Origin of the sequence: Micromonospora sp. NPDC047074 (assembly GCF_040643815.1) — a bacterium.
GTDB lineage: Bacteria > Actinomycetota > Actinomycetes > Mycobacteriales > Micromonosporaceae > Micromonospora.
Map to the genome: position 1 here is coordinate 1 of NZ_JBEYVB010000009.1, position 17,588 is coordinate 17,588.

Below are 17,588 nucleotides of genomic sequence, written 5' to 3' on the forward strand. Positions count from 1 at the left end.
ACGCGAGACCGGCGATACCGAGAACGCTGTTACGGATGAACGTGTTCATGGGGGACGCTCCATTCGGGGGTTGGCACCCACACACCGAAAGGGGGATCGGCTTGTGCGGGTGCAAGCACCGTCCGGCGCTCGATGAACAAAGTTCAAGAACAGCCGCGTGGGGCGAAGGGGGATGCCCTGCACGTCGGCCGGGACCATGTGTAACGACCGGCGACCCGCCATCATTCCGGGGCCCGGGCCGGCCACCCGAAGGGGCGTGCCCGTGCTCGGTCGTACGCATGGTGTAACGACCCCGGGGCGGCCACGATTCCGCCCCCACGATGCCCCCGGTCACACCCCGAAACCCGACACCCAGTGCCAACGGCGACCAGTTCGGCCGGCCCGGCACCGGACAGCGGCGACAAACCAGACACCGCGCGCGCACGGCACACGAAAACCGAAACCAGATCTTGGTCGGAAACGGCCCCTGGAGGGGCGAATTCTTGCCAAGATCTCGGGCGGCGCGCCTCGGGCCCCGGGCGCGCCCTCGGCTCAGCGCGCCCCGTCGCGGTCCCAGCCGGCGGGTGGCCCGTCCGAGTGGGCGCTGCGGTAGATCGTGCCTCGCCCGGTCGGGTCCGGCGCGTACGGCAGGGGGGCCTGCTCGGCGGGCGGGGCCGGCTCGGCGTCCGGCGCCGCCGTGCCGCGCCGCGCCCGGATGATCCGGGAGATGACGAACCAGCCGGCAGCCGCCACGGAGGCGACGATGACCACCTTCTGCAGCACGCCGGCATAGCCCTCGACCAGGTGCCAGTTGTCGCCGAGCAGGTAACCGGCCATCACGAAGGTGGTGTTCCAGATCAGGCTGCCGAGCGTCGTGTAGACCGCGAAGGTCCACACCGGCATCCGCTCCACGCCGGCCGGGATGGAGATCAGGCTGCGGAAGATCGGGATCATCCGACCGAAGAAGACGGCCTTGACCCCGTGCCGCAGGAACCATTCCTCGGTGCGGTCCACGTCGCTGAGCTTGACCAGCGGCAGCCGCTGCGCGATCGCCCGGATCCGCTCCCGGCCGAGCGCGGCGCCGATCCAGTACAGGGCCAGGGCGCCGAGCAGGGAACCGAGGGTGGTCCAGAAGATCGCGCTGACCACGCTCATCCGGCCCTGGCCCGCGACGAAACCGGCCAGCGGCAGGATCACCTCGCTGGGAATCGGCGGGAAGAGGTTCTCCAGGGCCACGGCCAGACCCGCGCCGGGGCCGCCGAGCCGCTCGACCAGGCCGATGACGAAGCCGACCAGCCCGTCCTCGGGCGGCGCGGCCTTTTCAGGGGCAGAGCCGGAGGCGAGCAGGGCGTGCGCGGTACGAATCATGGCCCCCACGCTACGAACCGATCCTGAGAGTCTGCCACGGGGCTGGCCCTCGCGTCCCGCCGGAGTTCCGCACCGGGCGAGACACGGAAAGCCGCCACAGCCGCCAATGGCTAGCTGTCGAACCACATGAGCAGCCGTACGTTGTCGTCCCCGTGCTGCTCGGCGAGATCTCGCATGGTGTCCAGCAGCGCCCGCAACTGCGGGTCGGCACGCAACACGTCACCGTGGGAGAGGCGCTCCACCCGCCATATCCGATCGCCGGCACGCCATTCCGTTCCCTCCGGGTAGGCGCTGCCCCTGGGATCGGCGTGCTCGCCGGCCACCGCGCGCCAGGCACCCCCGTGATGGCCGGCCTTGCCGACGAGTCGCGGTCCGTCGCTGGTCAGCTTGTACTCGTGAATCCGGTCGTCGACGCGGGGCGCCCGCGCGCTCCAGTCGATCTGGGCCAGCTCCGTCCACGACACCCACGTGTGATCGTGTTCGCTGTCCCCGTCCAGAAGGCCGAGCAGCTCCGGGCTGGCGTCTGCCGGTAGGCCACGGCCGGGCGCGACGGGTGCGAACCCGGCGTAGTTCCGCACCCCGCACAGCAGCCCGAAGGCGTCGTAGTCGCGAGGTAGGGCGTCCAGGCTGACCTCGGTCAGTAGCCACGGCGAACCACGACCGTGCGGGCGGATCTCCACCCCACCAGCGATATCAGTACCCACGTCCAGCTCGCTTCCCAGGGTGACTCATGCCGGGCCGCCCGAAGCGTCAGGCAGCGTGAACCAACGGCCTTCAACCACCTCGCGTAGGTGGCCTTCACCAGCGAGGTGGGTGCAGGCCGCCACGATGTCCTCATGGCTGTATCCGTCCTTGGCGGCTTCGTCGAGGAACCAGCGGATTCGGCAGGCGTCGAATGCCTCGACCTCGCGCCCGAGTACGGGATCGGTAACCAGGTCGACGTCGACCTCCCTGCCGTCGGAGCTGACCATCCGACACCCCGCGCCGTGGACGGTGTACTCGATCCCGCTGCTGGTGATGCCCTGCCGTGGTAGCTGCCGGCGCGAGCGGACCGCCGCCAGAAGATCCGCGATGTCTGCGACGGGAAACAGGTCGGCGAGTAGTCGACCACGCATCTCGTGCAGGGCCGCGGCGAATCGCCGAACGGCGTCGACCGCCGAAGCCTCCCGTGCCATGCCCGCCAGTATGAGGACCCTGCCTCCGCGCATCGGCGTGACCCCGCGTCTGGCCGGCCGGCGGACGAGCTGGTCGATCTTGCCGCTTCGGTACGCTGTTCCACAGTCGACGCCCCTGCTCACGCTCGCAGCTAGCGAGCGCCACCTCGACCGACTGTGACTCGACGTCGCGCCCGGTCAGCGGCAGATCCGGATGTGGGGCCTCCGGCTGGGGGGACCGGCGTTGCTTCCAGAGCCGAAACGTTCGCGGGGCGGCATTGCGCCTACCGACGCGACCAGTCAAACAGCCGCTGGACGGTGTCGCGTACCGACCGGTCTTCCTCCACGGGTAGACGGTCGGCGAGAACAGGCCGCAGCTTGGGCTCAGCCGTTTGCCCTGCCGGGTGTTGGTGGTCATGAGGATCGCCGCGAGGCGTCGGACGTCGGGTACTGGATCTGCCAGCGCTACGGGCAGGAGATCACGGCCCTGCTCGCCCCGTGCCCGCAGAGCACGCAGGATCGCTTTTCGTACGACCGGGTGTGGTTCCGTCGGCAGCGCCTGCGCAGGCCGAGACGTCCGTGCGCTGTCGCCATGGCGCGCCCCCTGAGTGGGGCATCGGTGCCGACAGCCCGAGGCTAGGGTGGCCCGGTGACCACCCGCACCATGATCACCGGCACGGCGGCCCGGACCGGAGCCCCAGCGCCCCCGATCCGGATCACGACGGCCTCCCCGCAGCCGGCGGCACGGTGACCGGCCGGCTGGCGGAACTGTGGCGTTACCCGGTGAAGTCGATGCTGGGCGAGCGGCTGCCCGCCGCCGACGTCGGGCCGGCGGGAGTGGCGGGCGACCGTCGGCTGGCCCTGCGGCACCAGGAGACCGGGCGGGTGGCCAGCGCGAAGCACCCCCGGCTCTGGCGCGGCCTGCTCGCGTTCCACGCCGCCGGGGCCGCACCCGACCCGGTGCGGATCACCCTGCCCGACGGGCGGGCCGTGTCCAGCGTGGACCCCGACGTCGACGACGTGCTGTCGCGGGTGCTCGGCCTCCCGGTGACGCTGATCGACCGGCCGCCCGTCGGGGCCGTCCTGGACCGCGCCGACCCCGACGCGGTGCTCGCCGCCGGTCTCGCCGCCGAGGTGCCGGTGGCCGCCACCCCGCTCGCGTCGGCGGCACCGGGCACCTTCTTCGACTTCGCCCCGGTGCACCTGGTCACCACGGCCACCCTGGCCCGGCTGGCCGCCGAGCTGCCCGGTTCCCCGGTCGACGCGGTCCGCTACCGGCCCAACCTCGTCCTCGACGTGGACGCGGACGGCTTCGCCGAGAACGGGTGGGTCGGCCGGGAGCTGCGGATCGGCCCGGAGCTGGTGCTGCGGGTGTCGGCTCCCACCCCGCGGTGCGCGGTGCCGACCCTGGCGCACGGGTCGCTGCCCCGGCTGGCCGGGGCGCTGCGTGTCCCGGCCAGCCTCAACCGGGTCGCGCCGCTGCCGCAACTCGGCCCGCAGCCCTGCGTGGGCGCCTACGCCCAGGTGCTGCGGGGCGGCCGGGTGGCGCTGGGGGCCCCGGTCGAGGTCGGCTGAGCCGGCTCAGTCGTCCTCGTCGTCGTCGCGCGGCCTCGTGTCGGCCAGATCGAGCAGGTCGTCGAGCCGGGTCGCCGTGTCGGGTGAGATCTGCCCCTCCTCGGCGGCCTCGGCGATCCGCTTCCGGAGCTGCTCGACCCGCTTGGCCCGGTCCTTCTCCCTGCTCCGGCTGAGGTCCAGGAGCTTGTCCCGCAGCCCCTCGACCGTCTTGCGGTCGATCTCGCCCCGGGCCTGCGCCCAGGCCAGAATCGCGGCGAACTCGGCGGCGATCCGTTGCAGGCCGACCGGCTCCGCGCGGGTAGCCGTCGGTGACGGGCTGGCGGTGGCGGCCGGTGGCGGCTTCGGCTTGGTGGTGGCCGGCGCCGCGGTGGGCGGGGCCGCCGCCGGCGGGGGGCTCTCGCCGTCGAGGACGAGCACCCCGACGAGCCCGACGAGCAGTACGACACCGACCGCGACCAGCGCGGTCAGCGGCCGGTTCCGCGGCTCCGGAGCACCGGCGACGGATCCGGCGGCGGGGTACGCGAACCCCGCGCGGCTGGTGACCTCGGGCCGGCGGGCCGGCTGTGGCAGCGCCCGGTCGACCAGGGTCGGCGGGTGCGCCGGCGGGGTCGCCACATTGGCGGGCAGGGTCGGCAGGACGGCTGTCGGCGGGTCGGCCGGCGCGCCGGGGCGGAAGCGGGCAGCCAGGTGGGCCGCGCTGGGCCGGCTCGCCGGATCGGCCGCGAGGCAGGCGAGGGTCAGCTCGGCAATGTCGGCCGGCAGCCCGGGGACCCGCAGGGGTGGCACGGGCCGGTGCCCGGCGTGCACCTCCAGCGCGTCCTCCCAGGTCTGCACGGGCAGTGGGGCGCGGCCGGTGAGGGTGCGGTAGAGGAGTGCCCCGAGGGCGTACACGTCGCTGGCCGGATCCGGCGGCCCCGGTCGCATCCGTTCGGGGGCGAAGTAGGCGGGCGTACCCATCAGCAGCTCGCCGGTCTGCCCGGCGAGCGGGTGGTGCGGCCCGGCGAGCGCGGCGATGCCGAAGTCGAGCACCTTCGCGCCGGTCTCGGTGAGCATGACGTTGCCGGGTTTGATGTCGCGGTGCACCACGCCGATGCGGTGGGCGGCGGTGAGTGCGGCGGCGATCTGACCGGCCATCCGCACCGCCTCCGGCCAGGGCAGCGGGCCGGTGGCGAGCCGGTCGGCGAGGTTGTGCCCCCGCACCAGCTCCATCACCAGGTACGGCACGACCACGCCGCCGTCCAGGGTCGCCTCGCCGTAGTCGTACACCTGGGTGACGTGCGGGTGGGTGAGCCGCGCGGCGGCGCGGGCCTCTCGTTGGAGGGTGGCCCGCAGCTGCGGGTCGGTGGCGAACTCCCGGGTGAGGGCCTTGACCGCGACGGGGCGGTGCAGCACCTCGTCGTCGGCGTGCCACACCTCGGACATCCCGCCGAGGCCGATGCGCTCGCGCAGGACGTAACGGTCGTGCAGCCGCAGGGTCGGCGTGAACGGCGACATAGCCGTTCAGTCTGCCCTGCCGGTGGGGGCGACCACCAGCGCGGTGCCCGGTCGGCGCGGTTCGTGGCCGCGCCGACCGGGTCGCGACGGCGGTCAGCAGCAGGGTCGCACGGGTGCCGGTGGCGGCTGGATCCGGTCGGCGAGCCGGCGCAGGGCTCCGGCGGCGGCCAGCCGGGTGGGGGCGAGCCGCGGCGCCCGGGACCGTTCCGCGCGGACCGGGGCGTCCGGCCGGGCGGAGTTGACGTGCCGGGTCACCGCGTCGACGGCGAGGACGAAACCGGTGGGCTGTTCCATGGTCAGCTCCCTCGGACAGGTCCGGTCGAGGCCCGGACGACGAGTGTGGTGGGTAGCAGTACGTGACCGTCCGCCGGGTCGGGGGGCGGGTCGAGCAGGAGCCGGGCGGCGATGCGCCCCTTCTCCTCGGCGGGTTGCCGCACGGTGGTGAGGCCCGCCGCGGCGGCGTCGGCGATGTCGTCGAACCCGGTGACGGAGACCGGTGGGCCGCCGGCCTCGGCGAGGGCGTCGAGGACGCCGAGGGCGAGCACGTCCGAGGTGGCCAGCACCGCCGTGGGCGGCTCCGGCGCGGCGAGCGCGTCGGCGACGGCGGTGGCGCCGGCCCACCGGCTGTTGCCGGCGGCGGCGAGCAGGGTCAGGTCGGACCAGGCGACGCCGACCTCGGCGAGGGCGTCGGCGAACCCGGCGAACCGCGCCCGGGTGGTGGGATGGGCGACGTCGGCCACGTCGGCGAGGTGGAGCCGGCCGGGGGCCGCGCCGGGCCGGACGGCGTCGCCGAGCAGCGCGACCCGCCGGTGCCCGAGGCCGGCTACGTGCGCGGCGGCGGCGTGGGCGGCGGCGCGCTCGTCGATGCCGACGTAGCGGTCCGCTGGCCCCGCGTCCGGGCGGGGCACGGTGGTGACGACCGGCAGGCCGCGCTCGCGGAGCACGTCGACCACCCAGCCCTCGTCGCCGACGCAGTAGACGCAGAAGCCGTCGACCGCGGCGTCCTCCACCGCCCGTCGCGCGGCCGCCTGGTCGGGGGGAAGCGGCACGAGAAGCAGGCTGGTGCCGTGCCGTTCGGCCGACTCGGCGACGCCGGCCAGGAAGCGGACGGCGAAGGGATCGGTGAAGGCGTACGACAGCCGCGACTCGAAGAGCACGCCGACGGCGCCGACGTAGCCGCGCCGCAGCGATCGGGCGGTGGGGTTGGGGCCGGGATAGCCGAGCTGTCGCGCGGCGTCCAGGATGCGCTGGCGCAGGGCGGCGGAGAGCTGGTCGGGCCGGCTGTAGGCGTTGGAGACGGTGCTGCGGGACACCCCGACGGCGTCCGCGACGGCTTGCAGGGTCGGCTTCACCACGCCTCCTCTGTATCGATTCAGACTGGATCGATACAGAGACTAGGCGGGCGGGCTGGCCGCCGTCAATGCCGTGGCCCCGGAAACACGCCACCCCGCCCGGTCGGCCGGACGGGGTGGTCGTCGGAGATGGGCGGTCAGCGCTTGCGGGCCACCGCCCCGTACATGCTGACCTCGGCCGCCGTCGGGCGGGGCTGCGGGGCGTCCTCGGCGCGCCACTCGGCGACCGAGGTGACGCCGGGCTCCACCAGCTCCAGCCCGTCGAAGAACCGGGTGAACTCCGCCTGGGTGCGCAGGTTGATCAGGCCGTGCGGGCTGCCGGCCCGGGCGGCCGCCTTCGCCTCCTGGGCGATCTGCGGCGGCAGGTGGTCGTGGGTGGCGTGCGAGGCCGCGAGGTAGCTGCCCGGCGGCAGCACGTCGAGCAGCCGGGTGACCACGGCGTACGGGTCGTCGTCGTCGGCCACGAAGTGCAGGATCGCCACCAGCATCAGACCGACCGGCCGGGAGAAGTCGATGGTGCGCAGCAGATCGGGGTGGCGCAGGATCTTCTCCGGATCGCGCAGGTCGGCGTCGATGTAGGCGGTGGCGCCCTCGGGCGAGCTGGTCAGCAGCGCCCGGGCGTGCGCGAGCACGATCGGGTCGTTGTCGACGTAGACCACCCGCGACTCGGGAGCGATCGACTGGGCCACCTCGTGGGTGTTGTCGGCGGTCGGAATGCCCGTGCCGATGTCGAGGAACTGGCGGATGCCCTCTTCCCGGGCGAGGTGACGCACGGCCCGCTGGAGGAAGCGGCGGTTCTCCAGGGCGGCGGTGCGGATGGTCGGGAAGGACGCGGCCACCGCGTCGCCGGAGTCCCGGTCGGCCTGGAAGTTGTCCTTGCCGCCGAGCCAGTAGTTGTAGCGACGGGCGGGATGGGCCACCGAGGTGTCGATGCGGTCACGCGGGTGCGTGGGGTCGGTCGTCGCCCCCGGGGCATCGGTGGTCAAGGCAGCCTCCACGACTCTGTGCCATCCACGATCGGTGGCGTCCGTCCACTGTCGCCGGTCGGCGCTCATGGTAGCCCCATCGCCGGGCGGGCGAGAGCCCGCCGGTCAGCCCGGGTAGAGCTCGTCCAGGATCCCGCCGAGGATCTCCGGCGTCCGTTCCGGCGGCTCGGCCTCCACGCAGAGCCGCTCCATCGCCACCGCGTAGTAGTCGAGGTCGTCGCGCTTGTCGAGGTAGAGCGCGCTGGTGAGCTGTTCGATGTAGACGATGTCGGGCAGCTCCTGGTCGCCGAAGCGCAGGATGGTGAAGGCCCCGCCCGCGGCGGCGTGCCCACCGGCGGCGAACGGGATCACCTGGAGCCGGATGTTCGGCGACTTGGTCGCCTCGATCAACGCCGCCACCTGGCCGCGCATCACCTCCGGGCCGCCGATCGGCCGGCGCAGCGCCGCCTCGTCCACCACCGCCCAGAGCTGCGGCGGGCGGTCCCGGTAGAGCAGCCGCTGGCGCTGCATCCGCAGCGCGACCCGACGGTCGATCTCGCCGGGCGCGGCCCGCCCGTGCCCGAGCAGCACCACCGCCCGGGCGTACTCCCGGGTCTGGAGCAGGCCGGGGACGAACTGGACCTCGTAGCTGCGGATGAGCACGGCCGCGGCCTCCAGGCCGAGGTACGACTGGAACCAGCTCGGCAACACGTCGCCGTAGCGGTGCCACCAGCCGGGGCTGTTCGCGTCGCGGGCGAGCTTGAGCAGCGCCTCCCGCTCCTCGGTCGCGGCGACGCCGTAGAGGGTGAGCAGGTCCGCGACGTCGCGCTCCTTGAAGCCGACCCGGCCCAGCTCCATCCGGCTGATCTTCGACTCGGAGGCGCGGATCTCCCATCCGGCGCCCTCCCGGGTCACGCCGCTGGACTCACGCAGCCGGCGCAACTGGGCACCGAGCAGCATCCGCAGCACGGTCGGGCCCGTCGCCGTTCCGCCCTCGGCGGGAACCATCGTCACTGCCGACCTCCGCATGCCGGTTCGTGCCGACCGGGTGCCCCGCGCGGCCGACGTGTAAGCATGCCATGAACCGTGAGTGAGGTGAACTCCTTCGAAACGGTGATCAGGATCCCGCCGACGGGACGAGGGTCAGGCGATCAGGTTGTCGAAGTCGCCGTCGCGGGCGCCGAGCACGAAGGCGGCTATCTCGTCCACCGTGTAGATCAGCGCCGGCCCCTCGGGATGCCGGGAGTTGCGCAGGGCGATGCCGGCGCCGCCAGGCAGTTCGGCCAGCTCGACGCAGTTGCCGCTGGGGTTGCTCCGGCGACTCTTCTGCCAGGCGAGCGGGGGCAGCTGGGTGGTGGGAACGCCGTTCGGAGGCTGCTGCATGGGCGTCTTTCTCTCGCGAGCCCCCGCCGATGCTGGACGGCGGTGCTGGCGGGGAGCGCACGGCATCGACGAAGGGCTTCCTGCACGTGCATCTGCTATTGCATCTGCATCGGACAGCGAGCATGATAACGCACGTGGACGGTACCCATCTGTTCACTCTGAGTTACTCAGATATGGGCTGCCACCAGGGAAGACAGTGCCCGGCACGGGGTGCGACGCACCGCGCGCGGGGCGGCGGGACATCGTGCTGAGGGGAGGTCTCGTGCCGGATCCGTTGACCATCGCGTCCGGCATCTGTGCCGCCGGGGCACTCGTCACCTCCTGGCAACTCCGGCGCCGCGCGGTCCAGGCCGAGGTGGAGATCAGACACCTCCAGGCCGAGCTCGCGGCCGAGCGACACGCCGCCAGCCACGACCCCCTGACCGGCCTGCCCAACCGCCGCGCGTTCTACCGGCTCGCCGCCACCCTGCTCACCGACGCGGCCGGGCAACCCCTGATCGCCGTGGTGCTCGACCTCGACGACTTCAAGCAGATCAACGACCGCTACGGGCATGCCGCCGGTGACCAGGTGCTGGTCAGCGTCGCCCAGCGGCTCGCCGCCTTCGCCGGGGACAACCTCGTCGCGCGGCTCGGCGGCGACGAGTTCGCCGGGCTGCTCGCCAGCCCGACGGTCGACCGGCGGTGGATCGAGCACGCCACCCGGCGGCTGTGCGAGAGCCTCGCGGCGCCGATCCCGCTGGACGGGCTCAGCGTCCAGGTCACCGCCTCCGTCGGGCTCTCCCCCGTCACCGGGCCGGGGCAGCTCACCGAGGCGCTCGGTCGGGCCGACGCCGCGATGTACCAGGCCAAGAGCCTCGGCGTGGCCCGCGCGCCCCGGCAACTGGTCGACACCGCCCACCTCGCGGAGTGCTGACCCACCTGCCGAAGCGCTGACCGGGCCGGATGAGTCGCCGGCGGCATCCGCCAGCGCCAGTCGACGTCCCGAACGGAAACGAGGCGTTTCGACGTGTCTCGCGCCGGTTGCCGGGTATCCCGGCGGGGTCAGTGCGGCAACCGGCCGAGAGGAACCACCGTGGCGGACATCCGGGCTCTGGTCCTGAACTGCACCCTGAAGCGCTCCCCGGCCCCGTCGAGCACCGAGGTGCTCGGGCGCGAGGTGCTCGACGCCCTCGCTGACCAGGGCGTAACGGGCGACCTGGTCCGGATCGTCGACCACGACGTGCGGTTCGGCGTCTCCACCGACGAGGGCGACGGTGACGGCTGGCCGGCGATCCGGGCCCGGCTGATGGCCGCGCAGATCCTCGTCATCGCCACGCCGATCTGGCTCGGCCAGCCGTCCGCCGTGTGCAAGATGGTCCTCGAACGGCTCGACGCCGAACTCTCCGAGACCGATGCCGAGGGCCGGCTGCTCACCTACGGCAAGGTGGGCGGGGTCGCGGTCGTCGGCAACGAGGACGGTGCGCACCACACCATCGGCCAGGTGCAGCAGGCCCTCAACGAGGTGGGGTTCACCTGCCCCGCGGCCGGCGCCACCTACTGGGTCGGCGAGGCGCTGCACACGGTGGACTACATCGACGTACGGCCCAAGCCGGACACCACGGGCCGCACCACGAAGGCACTGGCGCTCAACAGCGCGCACCTGGCCCGGCTGCTGGCCGAGCAGCCGTACCCGCCGCCTGAGGCCCACGACGCCGCGGTCGGCCCGAGCCGCGAGCCGGCCTGACGGTCAGCGCCAGCCGTATCCGGCGCGCAGGGCCCGCCCGACCCGGTCGAAGCGGGCCCGGTCGAGCACCGCGCCCTCGCGGCGGATGCTGTCCTCCCGCATGGTCAGCACGCGGTCCAGCCGCACCCAGCTCGGCCGGTCGTCCCGGTCCCACTCCCCCGGGCCGAGCGCGAGCCAGTGCCGCTGGCCGTCGCGCTCGCTCTGGCTGGACAGCATCAGCCCGAACAGGGTCCGGCTGTGTCGGCCCACCACCAGCACCGGGCGGTCCTTGCCCTGGCGCGGGTCGTCCTCGTACGACACCCAGGTCCAGACGATCTCGCCCGGATCGGCCTGCCCGTCGAGCTCCGGGGCGTACGTCAACTGCCGGCGCTGCAACGCGGCGACCTGGCGGCGCCGGGCGACCTGCGCCGGGCCCGGCCGGGTTCGGCGGGGCGACGGGATGACGCCGCCGATGCGGGCCGCCACGTTCCTGAGAAGACCTGCCACGACGGGCAGCCTATCCCCACCGGGCCGTCGGCTCCGACGGGGACAATCCGGTGGACCGGGCCCGGCCGGTCCACCATGATCGGCACCATGCCGGTACCCGTCCACCAGGTCCGCGCCCGCTTCACCGCCGACACCGTGACCGTCTACCAGGCCTACCCGCCGGAGATCGCCCGCCCCGCGCTGGCCGCCGGGCGCTTCGTGCCGCCGTTCAAGCGGGAACGGATGACCTGGATCAAGCCGTCGTTCCGCTGGATGATGTACCGCTGCGGGTGGGGCGGGAAGCCCGGGCAGGAGCGGGTGCTGGCCGTGGAGATCACCCGTGCCGGCTTCGAGTGGGCGCTGGCCCACTCGTGCCTGAGCGGCTTCGACCGCGACCACCACCCGGACCGGGAGACCTGGTCGCGACAGCTTCGGGCCAGCCCGGTGCGGGTGCAGTGGGACCCGGAACGATCGCTGCGGCTGGCGCCGCTGCCGCACCGGTCTCTCCAGGTCGGGCTCGCCGGCGAGGCGGTGCGCCGGTACGTCGACGAGTGGCTGGTCGGCCTCACCGACGTGACGCCGACCGCCCACGCGGTGCGCGCGGCGCTGGACGCGGGCGACGACCGGGCCGCCGAGGCCCTGCTGCCACCGGAGCGCCCGTACCCGCTGCCGCCCGAGGTTGCCGCCGTGGTCGGCGCGACGGTCCCGTGACGGGACACGCCCCGGGCTGGCGGCCCGGGGCGACGTCGTCTCGGCGCGGCGCAAGATCGCGTTCATTCCTGGAGGTAGTTGCCTTCCAGGCGTTCCGATGCCCCTACTTCCAGGATCGAGCACGATCTTGGAGCGGCGATCGCCCGTCGGCGCGCAGACCCCTCTGTGCAAGGGCAGCTCCGTAGAGTGGCGGCATGTGGTTCTCTCCGGCACTGGAAGCCGAGGCCACCGAGAAACTGGAAGCCTCCGGAGTCGTGGCGTCTGCCGAGATGCTCTCCGCTGAGGAGGTCGGTGACGACGACATCGTGTACCGGCTGGATCTGCGCATCGTTCCGCCGGGAGGCGAGGCGTTCGAGGTCGCGCACCGATGCCGGAAACACGTCTGCGCGCAGGCCGCGAAACAGGCCCCGCCGGTCTACCTGACCGCTCTGGTCGACCCCGGCGAGCGCACCTGGGCCATCGTGCACCGCTGAGAATCGGCGAGGCCGCGCCGCGTCGGTGCACCGAACGGCCGTCGGCACGGCGGAAAGTCGCTTGCCGGGTACGGCCGGTTCCGCGATCGTGTCGTCCATGACGTTCTGACGGACAGCCTCCCCGTTGCTCTCGGCCGCCGCACCGACCGGTGCCGGGCCGCCATCCGTCCATCCCCGTTTCAGTGAGAAGCGAGCGTCCTTGTCTGCACAGCACTCCCGGCCGAGGTCCGCCCCGGCCACCGTCTCCGTGTTCGCCTCCCCCACGAGCTGGATCGAGTCCGACGCCCTCACGCAGTGCCGGCAGGTGGCCGCCCTCGACGGCATGATCCACGTCGCCGCCATGCCGGACCTGCACCCGGGCAAGGGCGCCCCCGTCGGCGCCGCCATGGCCTCGACGGTGTTGTACCCGTTCCTGGTGGGCTCCGACATCGGCTGCGGCATCGCCGTGTTCCCCGTCAGGCTCAAACGTGCGGTGCCGGAACGGCTCGCCGCCCGGTTCCCCGACCTCGACCGCCCGCTGGACCCGGAGCGGGACGCCGACGACCCGGCCTGGGGTGTCGTCGCGGGCGAGATCCCCGCCGGTCACGTCGAAGGGCTCGGTACGGTCGGTCGGGGCAACCACTTCGTCGAGCTGGCGCGGGTCGAGACCGTCTTCGAGCCGGGCCACGCGAACCGACTCGGGCTCGACTCCGGCGACCTCGTACTCATCGTCCACAGCGGTTCCCGGGGTCTGGGCGAGCAGATCCTGCGGGCGCACACGGAGGCGCACGGCTCGGGCCCCGCCCCGGACGCCGCCGCCTACCTGACGGCGCACGACGACGCGGTGCGGTGGGGCTCGCTCAACCGGCGGCTGCTGGCCGCCCGGGTCGCCCACGCCCTGGGCACCGAGCCCACCGAGCCCGTCGTCGACCAGTGCCACAACCTGGTGGAGATCCGCGACGGGGTCTACCTGCACCGCAAGGGCGCGGCCCCGGGCGACGGCCGCGACGTGCTCGTCGCCGGCACCCGGGGCACCCGTTCCTACCTCGTGGCCGGCCACGCCGGTCCGGACGCCAACCACTCCGTCGCCCACGGTGCGGGTCGCAAGATGTCGCGCGCCGACGCCCTGCGCCGGAGCCGGGCCAAGCACACCGTCGAGGAGCTGCGCCGCACGCCGGTGGGGTCGCTGGTGGTGTGTGGTGACCGCCAGTTGCTCTTCGAGGAGGCGCCCACGGCCTACAAGCGCATCGAGCAGGTGATCGGCGACCTCGTCGACCACGGCCTGGCCACCCCCGTGGCGACCACGGTCCCCCTGGTCACCTACAAGACGCCCGACGTCGGGTCCGCCGCCCGGCCGGGCGGCCGGGACGACCGCCGCGGGCGGGGCCGGCGGTGAGCGTGCACCTGCTGCTGTCCGCCGGGCGCGGCCCGCAGGAGTGCGCCTGGGCGCTGTCCCGCCTGGTGTGCCGCCTGGAGGCCGACGCCACCCGGCGCGGCCTGACGGTCCGGCGGGTCCAGACCGTGGCCGGCGACCGGCCCGACACCTACCGGTCGGTCGTGGTCCACGTCCACGGTGACGGCGCCGAGGCGTTCGCCGCCACGTGGACCGGGACGCTGTGCTGGCAGGCCCCCAGCCCGTACCGGGCGGGCACCGGCCGGAAGAACTGGTACGTCATCGCCCGGCCGTGTCAGCTCGACAGCCCGGCGACGACGTTCGCGGAGGCGGATGTCGACGTCGTCGCCTGCCGTACCGGCGGCCCCGGCGGCCAGCACCGCAACAAGGCCAGCACGGCGGTCCGGGCCACCCACCGGCCCTCGGGCCTGGTCGTCGTGGTCGACACCGAGCGGCAGTTCAGCCTCAACCGCCGCCTCGCCCTGCGGCTGCTGCGGGAGCGCATCGAGCAGGGTGACGAGGCGACACGGCGCGCCGGGGTCACCGACCGCTGGCGCGTCCACGACGAACTCGTACGCGGCGACCCCGTCCGGGTCGAACGGCCGGAACCCTCCGGACCCGACTCCCGCGCCCCTCGGCCGGGGCACCGGCGACGTCGACCGGCCGGCGGGCCGGGCCCGGCCCGGTAGGCACCAGCGGCACGCCCGGTCGGCAAGCCCGGCGATGGGGCCGACGGGCGAACACCGCCCCTCCGGGGCCCGTTTTCTGGCACCGTCGAAGGGTCCATCCGTACCGTGGTCGGGAGGCGATGGTGGCCGACGCAGCCGTGCACCACAGGACCGTCGAGGTCGACGGGATCACGATCTTCTACCGGGAGGCCGGGCCGCCGGACGCGCCGGTGGTGCTGCTGCCGCACGGCTATCCCTCGTCGTCGTTCCAGTTCCGCAACCTGCTGCCCGCCCTCGGGGACAGGTGGCGGGCCGTCGCACCCGACCACCCAGGCTTCGGGTACAGCGACACCCCGGGCACCGACCGGTTCGCGTACACCTTCGACGCCCACGCGGAGCTGTTGCGACGGTTCACCGAGGTGCTGGGACTGACCCGCTACGTGATCTACCTACAGGACTACGGCAGCCAGTTCGGGCTGCGCCTCGCCATGTCCGCTCCGGAACGGGTGGCCGGGCTCGTGATCCAGAACGGCGACATCTACGAGGACCAGCACGGTCCCAAGTACGAGCCGCTCAAGCGGTTCTGGCGCGAGCCCACCGACGAGGGCCGCGCCCGCCTCGCCGAGGCGGTCGGCATGGCGGGCTTCCGCGGTGAGTTCCTGGGGGAGCTGCCGCAGCGGCTGGCCGACCGGGTGAGCCCGGACCTGTGGCGGCTCGCCGCGGCCCTGCTGGACTCCCGGCGGCACGCGGCCCTGGTCCGCCTCCTCGCCGACCAGGGCAGCACCGTCGCGTGGTTCCCCCGCCAACAGGAGTACCTGCGCCAGCACCGGCCACCGACCCTGATCGTCTGGGGGCCGCACGACGGCTACATGCCGGAGGGCGCGGCGCGCGCGTACCTGCGGGACCTGCCCGACGCGGAGCTGCACCTGCTCGACGGCGGGCACTGGCTGTTGGAGACTCACCTCGACGAGGTGGTGCGGCTGATGCGGGACTTCCTCGGGCGGGTCCACTCCTGACCGCCGCACGCCCACGCCACACGCACCGGACGCCACGGGGAGAGACGCCGATGACCGAGTTGCCCCGGGACCTCCCGGTCCTCGAGCGCACCGCCGTACGGCTGGTCGTGCTCGACGCCGACGACCGGTTGCTGCTGTTCCACACCCGTGACCCGGATCATCCCCGGTTGGGCACCTGGTGGGAGTTGCCCGGCGGTGGCACCGACCCCGGCGAGACGTACCTGGACACGGCGGTGCGGGAGCTGCGCGAGGAGACCGGCATCGTGGTCGCCACCGGGCAGATCGGTCCGCCGACGTGGCGGCGGCGGGCCAGCTTCGTGCACCGGCAGCGGCGGCACCTCCAGGACGAGGTGGTCGTCACGGTCCGGCTGGCCGGGCCCGGGCCGGACGTGGACGAGGCGGAACGGCTCGACTACGAGCGGGAGGACTACTTCGGCTTCCGCTGGTGGCCCCTGCGGGAGGTGACGACCAGCGACGACCGGTTCTACCCGGGCCGACTTCCGGAGCTGCTGACCCCGTTCCTCGCCGGCGCGGAGATCGACGAGCCGTTCGAGCTGTGGTCGTGACCCGCCGGCCGAGCCACCACGTCCGGGGACCGGTGATGGTGACGACGGCACACCGAGCGGGCACAGTGAAGCGGTGACGACCGACATCAGCGCACCCCTGGCCCGCTACGCCGACCGACTGCACTCCGTTATCGGCGACGGGCACCACGTAGCCTCCCCGCTCGGCGCCTGGCTGCTGCTGGCACTCGCCTGCCCGGCAGCCACCGGCGCGACCCGCACAACCCTGGAGGAGGCGCTCGGCACCGACGCGGACACCGCCACGGACGCGGCCCACGCCCTGCTGGCCGCACCGCACCCGCTGGTGTCCTCGGCGACCGCGTTCTGGCGCCGGCGCGGGATCGAGACGGCCGACCTCGACGGATGGCAGGGCACCCTGCCCGGGTCGACCGCGACCGGTTCGCTGCCGGACCAGGCCGGGCTCGACGCGTGGGCCCGCGCGCACACGCACGGTCTCATCGAGACGTTTCCGCTGACGGTCACGCCGCAGGTGCTGCTGGTGCTGGCCAGCGCACTGGCCACCCGGGTCTCGTGGGCGGAGCCGTTCGAGGTGGCGCCGGCCGACGCGCTCGGGTCGGGCAGCGTCTGGGCCGGCCGGCTGAGCCGGGCGCTGCGCAGTCCGGAGTACGGCCACCGCTGCTGGATCGCGGACAGCGCGCGGGCCGGCACCGTCGTCGTGCACGCCGCCTCGGCAGGCACCGCCGAGGACGCGGCCGGGCTGCTGGTGGTCTCCGTCGCCGCGGCACCCGACGTGCCGGCCGGGGACGTCCTCGCGGCGGCACACGAGATGGCGACGGCCGCGGTCGGCGCGCCGGAGCACGAACTGCCGGCCCGGCGGCGGTCCCTGTTCGACCTCCCGCTGGGCGAGGGCCCGCTGTGGACGCTGCGGGAGGAGCCGACCCGCACGTTCGCGCGGGACGGCCGGGAGGAGCGGGCCCGGGCCCTGCTGCCGTGCTGGTCGGCCACGAGCCGGCACGAGCTGACCGCCCCCGAGTTGGGCTTCCCCGCCGTCCGGGACGTGTTCGGCGAGCTGCTGGGCGCCGCGGGCCCGGAGTTCGAGGCGGCGCAGGCCGCGGTGGCCCGCTACGGCCGGTACGGCTTCGAGGCGGCCGCCGTCACCGGCCTCGCCCTGGCGGTCGGCCTGCCGCCCGAGGGGGTGGCCCGGGTGGCCGAGTTGCGCTTCGGCCACCCGTACGCCGTGGTCGCGGTCGCCACCGACAGCCGGGCCGACGGCACTTCCGGCCCGTGGCACGGCGTGCCGGTCTTCTCCGCCTGGGTCGCGGACCCGGAGGAGTTGCCGGAGGCCGACGTCGCCGACCGGTAGGCC

At 73.8% G+C, this 17,588-nt stretch carries 20 protein-coding genes; 10 read left to right on the forward strand and 10 right to left on the reverse strand.

Translation table 11 applies throughout. The annotated features are described in order from the left end of the window. Positions 1-531 precede the first annotated feature (531 nt). The 3 genes from ABZ809_RS14985 to ABZ809_RS14995 all read right to left on the reverse strand — a co-directional run bounded on the left by ABZ809_RS14985 (position 532) and on the right by ABZ809_RS14995 (position 2,522). Entirely contained in the window at positions 532-1,347 is an 816-nt protein-coding gene (locus ABZ809_RS14985) for a DedA family protein (protein WP_357563051.1), read from the reverse strand. A gap of 110 nt (positions 1,348-1,457) precedes the next feature. Beyond that, the gene (locus ABZ809_RS14990; protein ID WP_357563052.1) at positions 1,458-2,051 is read right to left on the reverse strand and encodes a hypothetical protein; all 594 of its coding nucleotides are present in this window, start codon (positions 2,049-2,051) and stop codon (positions 1,458-1,460) included. A gap of 24 nt (positions 2,052-2,075) precedes the next feature. Next, a complete protein-coding gene (locus ABZ809_RS14995; RefSeq protein ID WP_357563053.1) occupies positions 2,076-2,522 on the reverse strand; it encodes a hypothetical protein in 447 nt (148 codons plus the stop codon). A 726-nt stretch (positions 2,523-3,248) separates the two neighbouring features. Here ABZ809_RS14995 and ABZ809_RS15000 point away from each other — a divergent pair. Next, entirely contained in the window at positions 3,249-4,076 is an 828-nt protein-coding gene (locus ABZ809_RS15000) for an MOSC domain-containing protein (protein WP_357563054.1), read from the forward strand. A 6-nt stretch (positions 4,077-4,082) separates the two neighbouring features. Here ABZ809_RS15000 and ABZ809_RS15005 read toward each other — a convergent pair whose 3' ends face one another. The 6 genes from ABZ809_RS15005 to ABZ809_RS15030 form a co-directional block, all read right to left on the reverse strand. After that, positions 4,083-5,570, reverse strand: a complete 1,488-nt coding sequence (locus ABZ809_RS15005) for a protein kinase (protein ID WP_357563055.1) — start codon at positions 5,568-5,570, stop codon at positions 4,083-4,085. A 93-nt stretch (positions 5,571-5,663) separates the two neighbouring features. Next, a complete protein-coding gene (locus ABZ809_RS15010) occupies positions 5,664-5,864 on the reverse strand; it encodes a hypothetical protein (protein ID WP_357563056.1) in 201 nt (66 codons plus the stop codon). 2 nt (positions 5,865-5,866) lie between these two features. After that, on the reverse strand, positions 5,867-6,922 hold the full coding sequence (locus tag ABZ809_RS15015) for a LacI family DNA-binding transcriptional regulator (protein WP_357563057.1): 1,056 nt from the start codon (positions 6,920-6,922) through the stop codon (positions 5,867-5,869). A gap of 137 nt (positions 6,923-7,059) precedes the next feature. Further along, positions 7,060-7,920, reverse strand: a complete 861-nt coding sequence (locus ABZ809_RS15020; protein ID WP_357563058.1) for an SAM-dependent methyltransferase — start codon at positions 7,918-7,920, stop codon at positions 7,060-7,062. A 93-nt stretch (positions 7,921-8,013) separates the two neighbouring features. Next, complete coding sequence (locus ABZ809_RS15025; RefSeq protein ID WP_357563060.1) at positions 8,014-8,901, reverse strand: helix-turn-helix transcriptional regulator; 888 nt, start codon at positions 8,899-8,901, stop codon at positions 8,014-8,016. 129 nt (positions 8,902-9,030) lie between these two features. Continuing rightward, complete coding sequence (locus ABZ809_RS15030) at positions 9,031-9,270, reverse strand: DUF397 domain-containing protein (protein ID WP_132240226.1); 240 nt, start codon at positions 9,268-9,270, stop codon at positions 9,031-9,033. A gap of 262 nt (positions 9,271-9,532) precedes the next feature. On the opposite strand from ABZ809_RS15030, the gene ABZ809_RS15035 reads away from it, so the two are divergent. Further along, positions 9,533-10,183 (forward strand): GGDEF domain-containing protein, encoded by a 651-nt coding sequence (locus ABZ809_RS15035; protein WP_357563062.1) that lies wholly within the window; start codon positions 9,533-9,535, stop codon positions 10,181-10,183. Between the two features lie 159 nt (positions 10,184-10,342). Further along, positions 10,343-10,993, forward strand: a complete 651-nt coding sequence (locus ABZ809_RS15040; protein ID WP_357563063.1) for an NAD(P)H-dependent oxidoreductase — start codon at positions 10,343-10,345, stop codon at positions 10,991-10,993. A gap of 3 nt (positions 10,994-10,996) precedes the next feature. Here the strand turns inward: ABZ809_RS15040 and ABZ809_RS15045 are convergent, their stop codons facing one another. After that, the gene (locus ABZ809_RS15045) at positions 10,997-11,479 is read right to left on the reverse strand and encodes a type II toxin-antitoxin system PemK/MazF family toxin (protein ID WP_357563064.1); all 483 of its coding nucleotides are present in this window, start codon (positions 11,477-11,479) and stop codon (positions 10,997-10,999) included. 87 nt (positions 11,480-11,566) lie between these two features. On the opposite strand from ABZ809_RS15045, the gene ABZ809_RS15050 reads away from it, so the two are divergent. From ABZ809_RS15050 to ABZ809_RS15080, 7 genes are all read left to right on the forward strand, one after another. Next, complete coding sequence (locus ABZ809_RS15050) at positions 11,567-12,169, forward strand: DUF4291 domain-containing protein (protein ID WP_357563065.1); 603 nt, start codon at positions 11,567-11,569, stop codon at positions 12,167-12,169. Positions 12,170-12,363: 194 nt separating this feature from the next. Beyond that, a complete protein-coding gene (locus ABZ809_RS15055; RefSeq protein ID WP_357563066.1) occupies positions 12,364-12,642 on the forward strand; it encodes a hypothetical protein in 279 nt (92 codons plus the stop codon). A 199-nt stretch (positions 12,643-12,841) separates the two neighbouring features. Next, a complete protein-coding gene (locus ABZ809_RS15060) occupies positions 12,842-14,017 on the forward strand; it encodes an RNA ligase RtcB family protein (protein WP_357563067.1) in 1,176 nt (391 codons plus the stop codon). After that, positions 14,014-14,703, forward strand: a complete 690-nt coding sequence (prfH, locus tag ABZ809_RS15065; protein ID WP_357563069.1) for a peptide chain release factor H — start codon at positions 14,014-14,016, stop codon at positions 14,701-14,703. Before ABZ809_RS15060 ends, prfH begins: the two co-directional genes overlap by 4 nt. Before the next feature lie 122 nt (positions 14,704-14,825). Beyond that, a complete protein-coding gene (locus tag ABZ809_RS15070; protein ID WP_357563070.1) occupies positions 14,826-15,698 on the forward strand; it encodes an alpha/beta hydrolase in 873 nt (290 codons plus the stop codon). 50 nt (positions 15,699-15,748) lie between these two features. Next, entirely contained in the window at positions 15,749-16,264 is a 516-nt protein-coding gene (locus ABZ809_RS15075) for an NUDIX domain-containing protein (RefSeq protein WP_357563071.1), read from the forward strand. 73 nt (positions 16,265-16,337) lie between these two features. Continuing rightward, the gene (locus tag ABZ809_RS15080) at positions 16,338-17,585 is read left to right on the forward strand and encodes a hypothetical protein (RefSeq protein WP_357563072.1); all 1,248 of its coding nucleotides are present in this window, start codon (positions 16,338-16,340) and stop codon (positions 17,583-17,585) included. Positions 17,586-17,588: the final 3 nt, after the last annotated feature.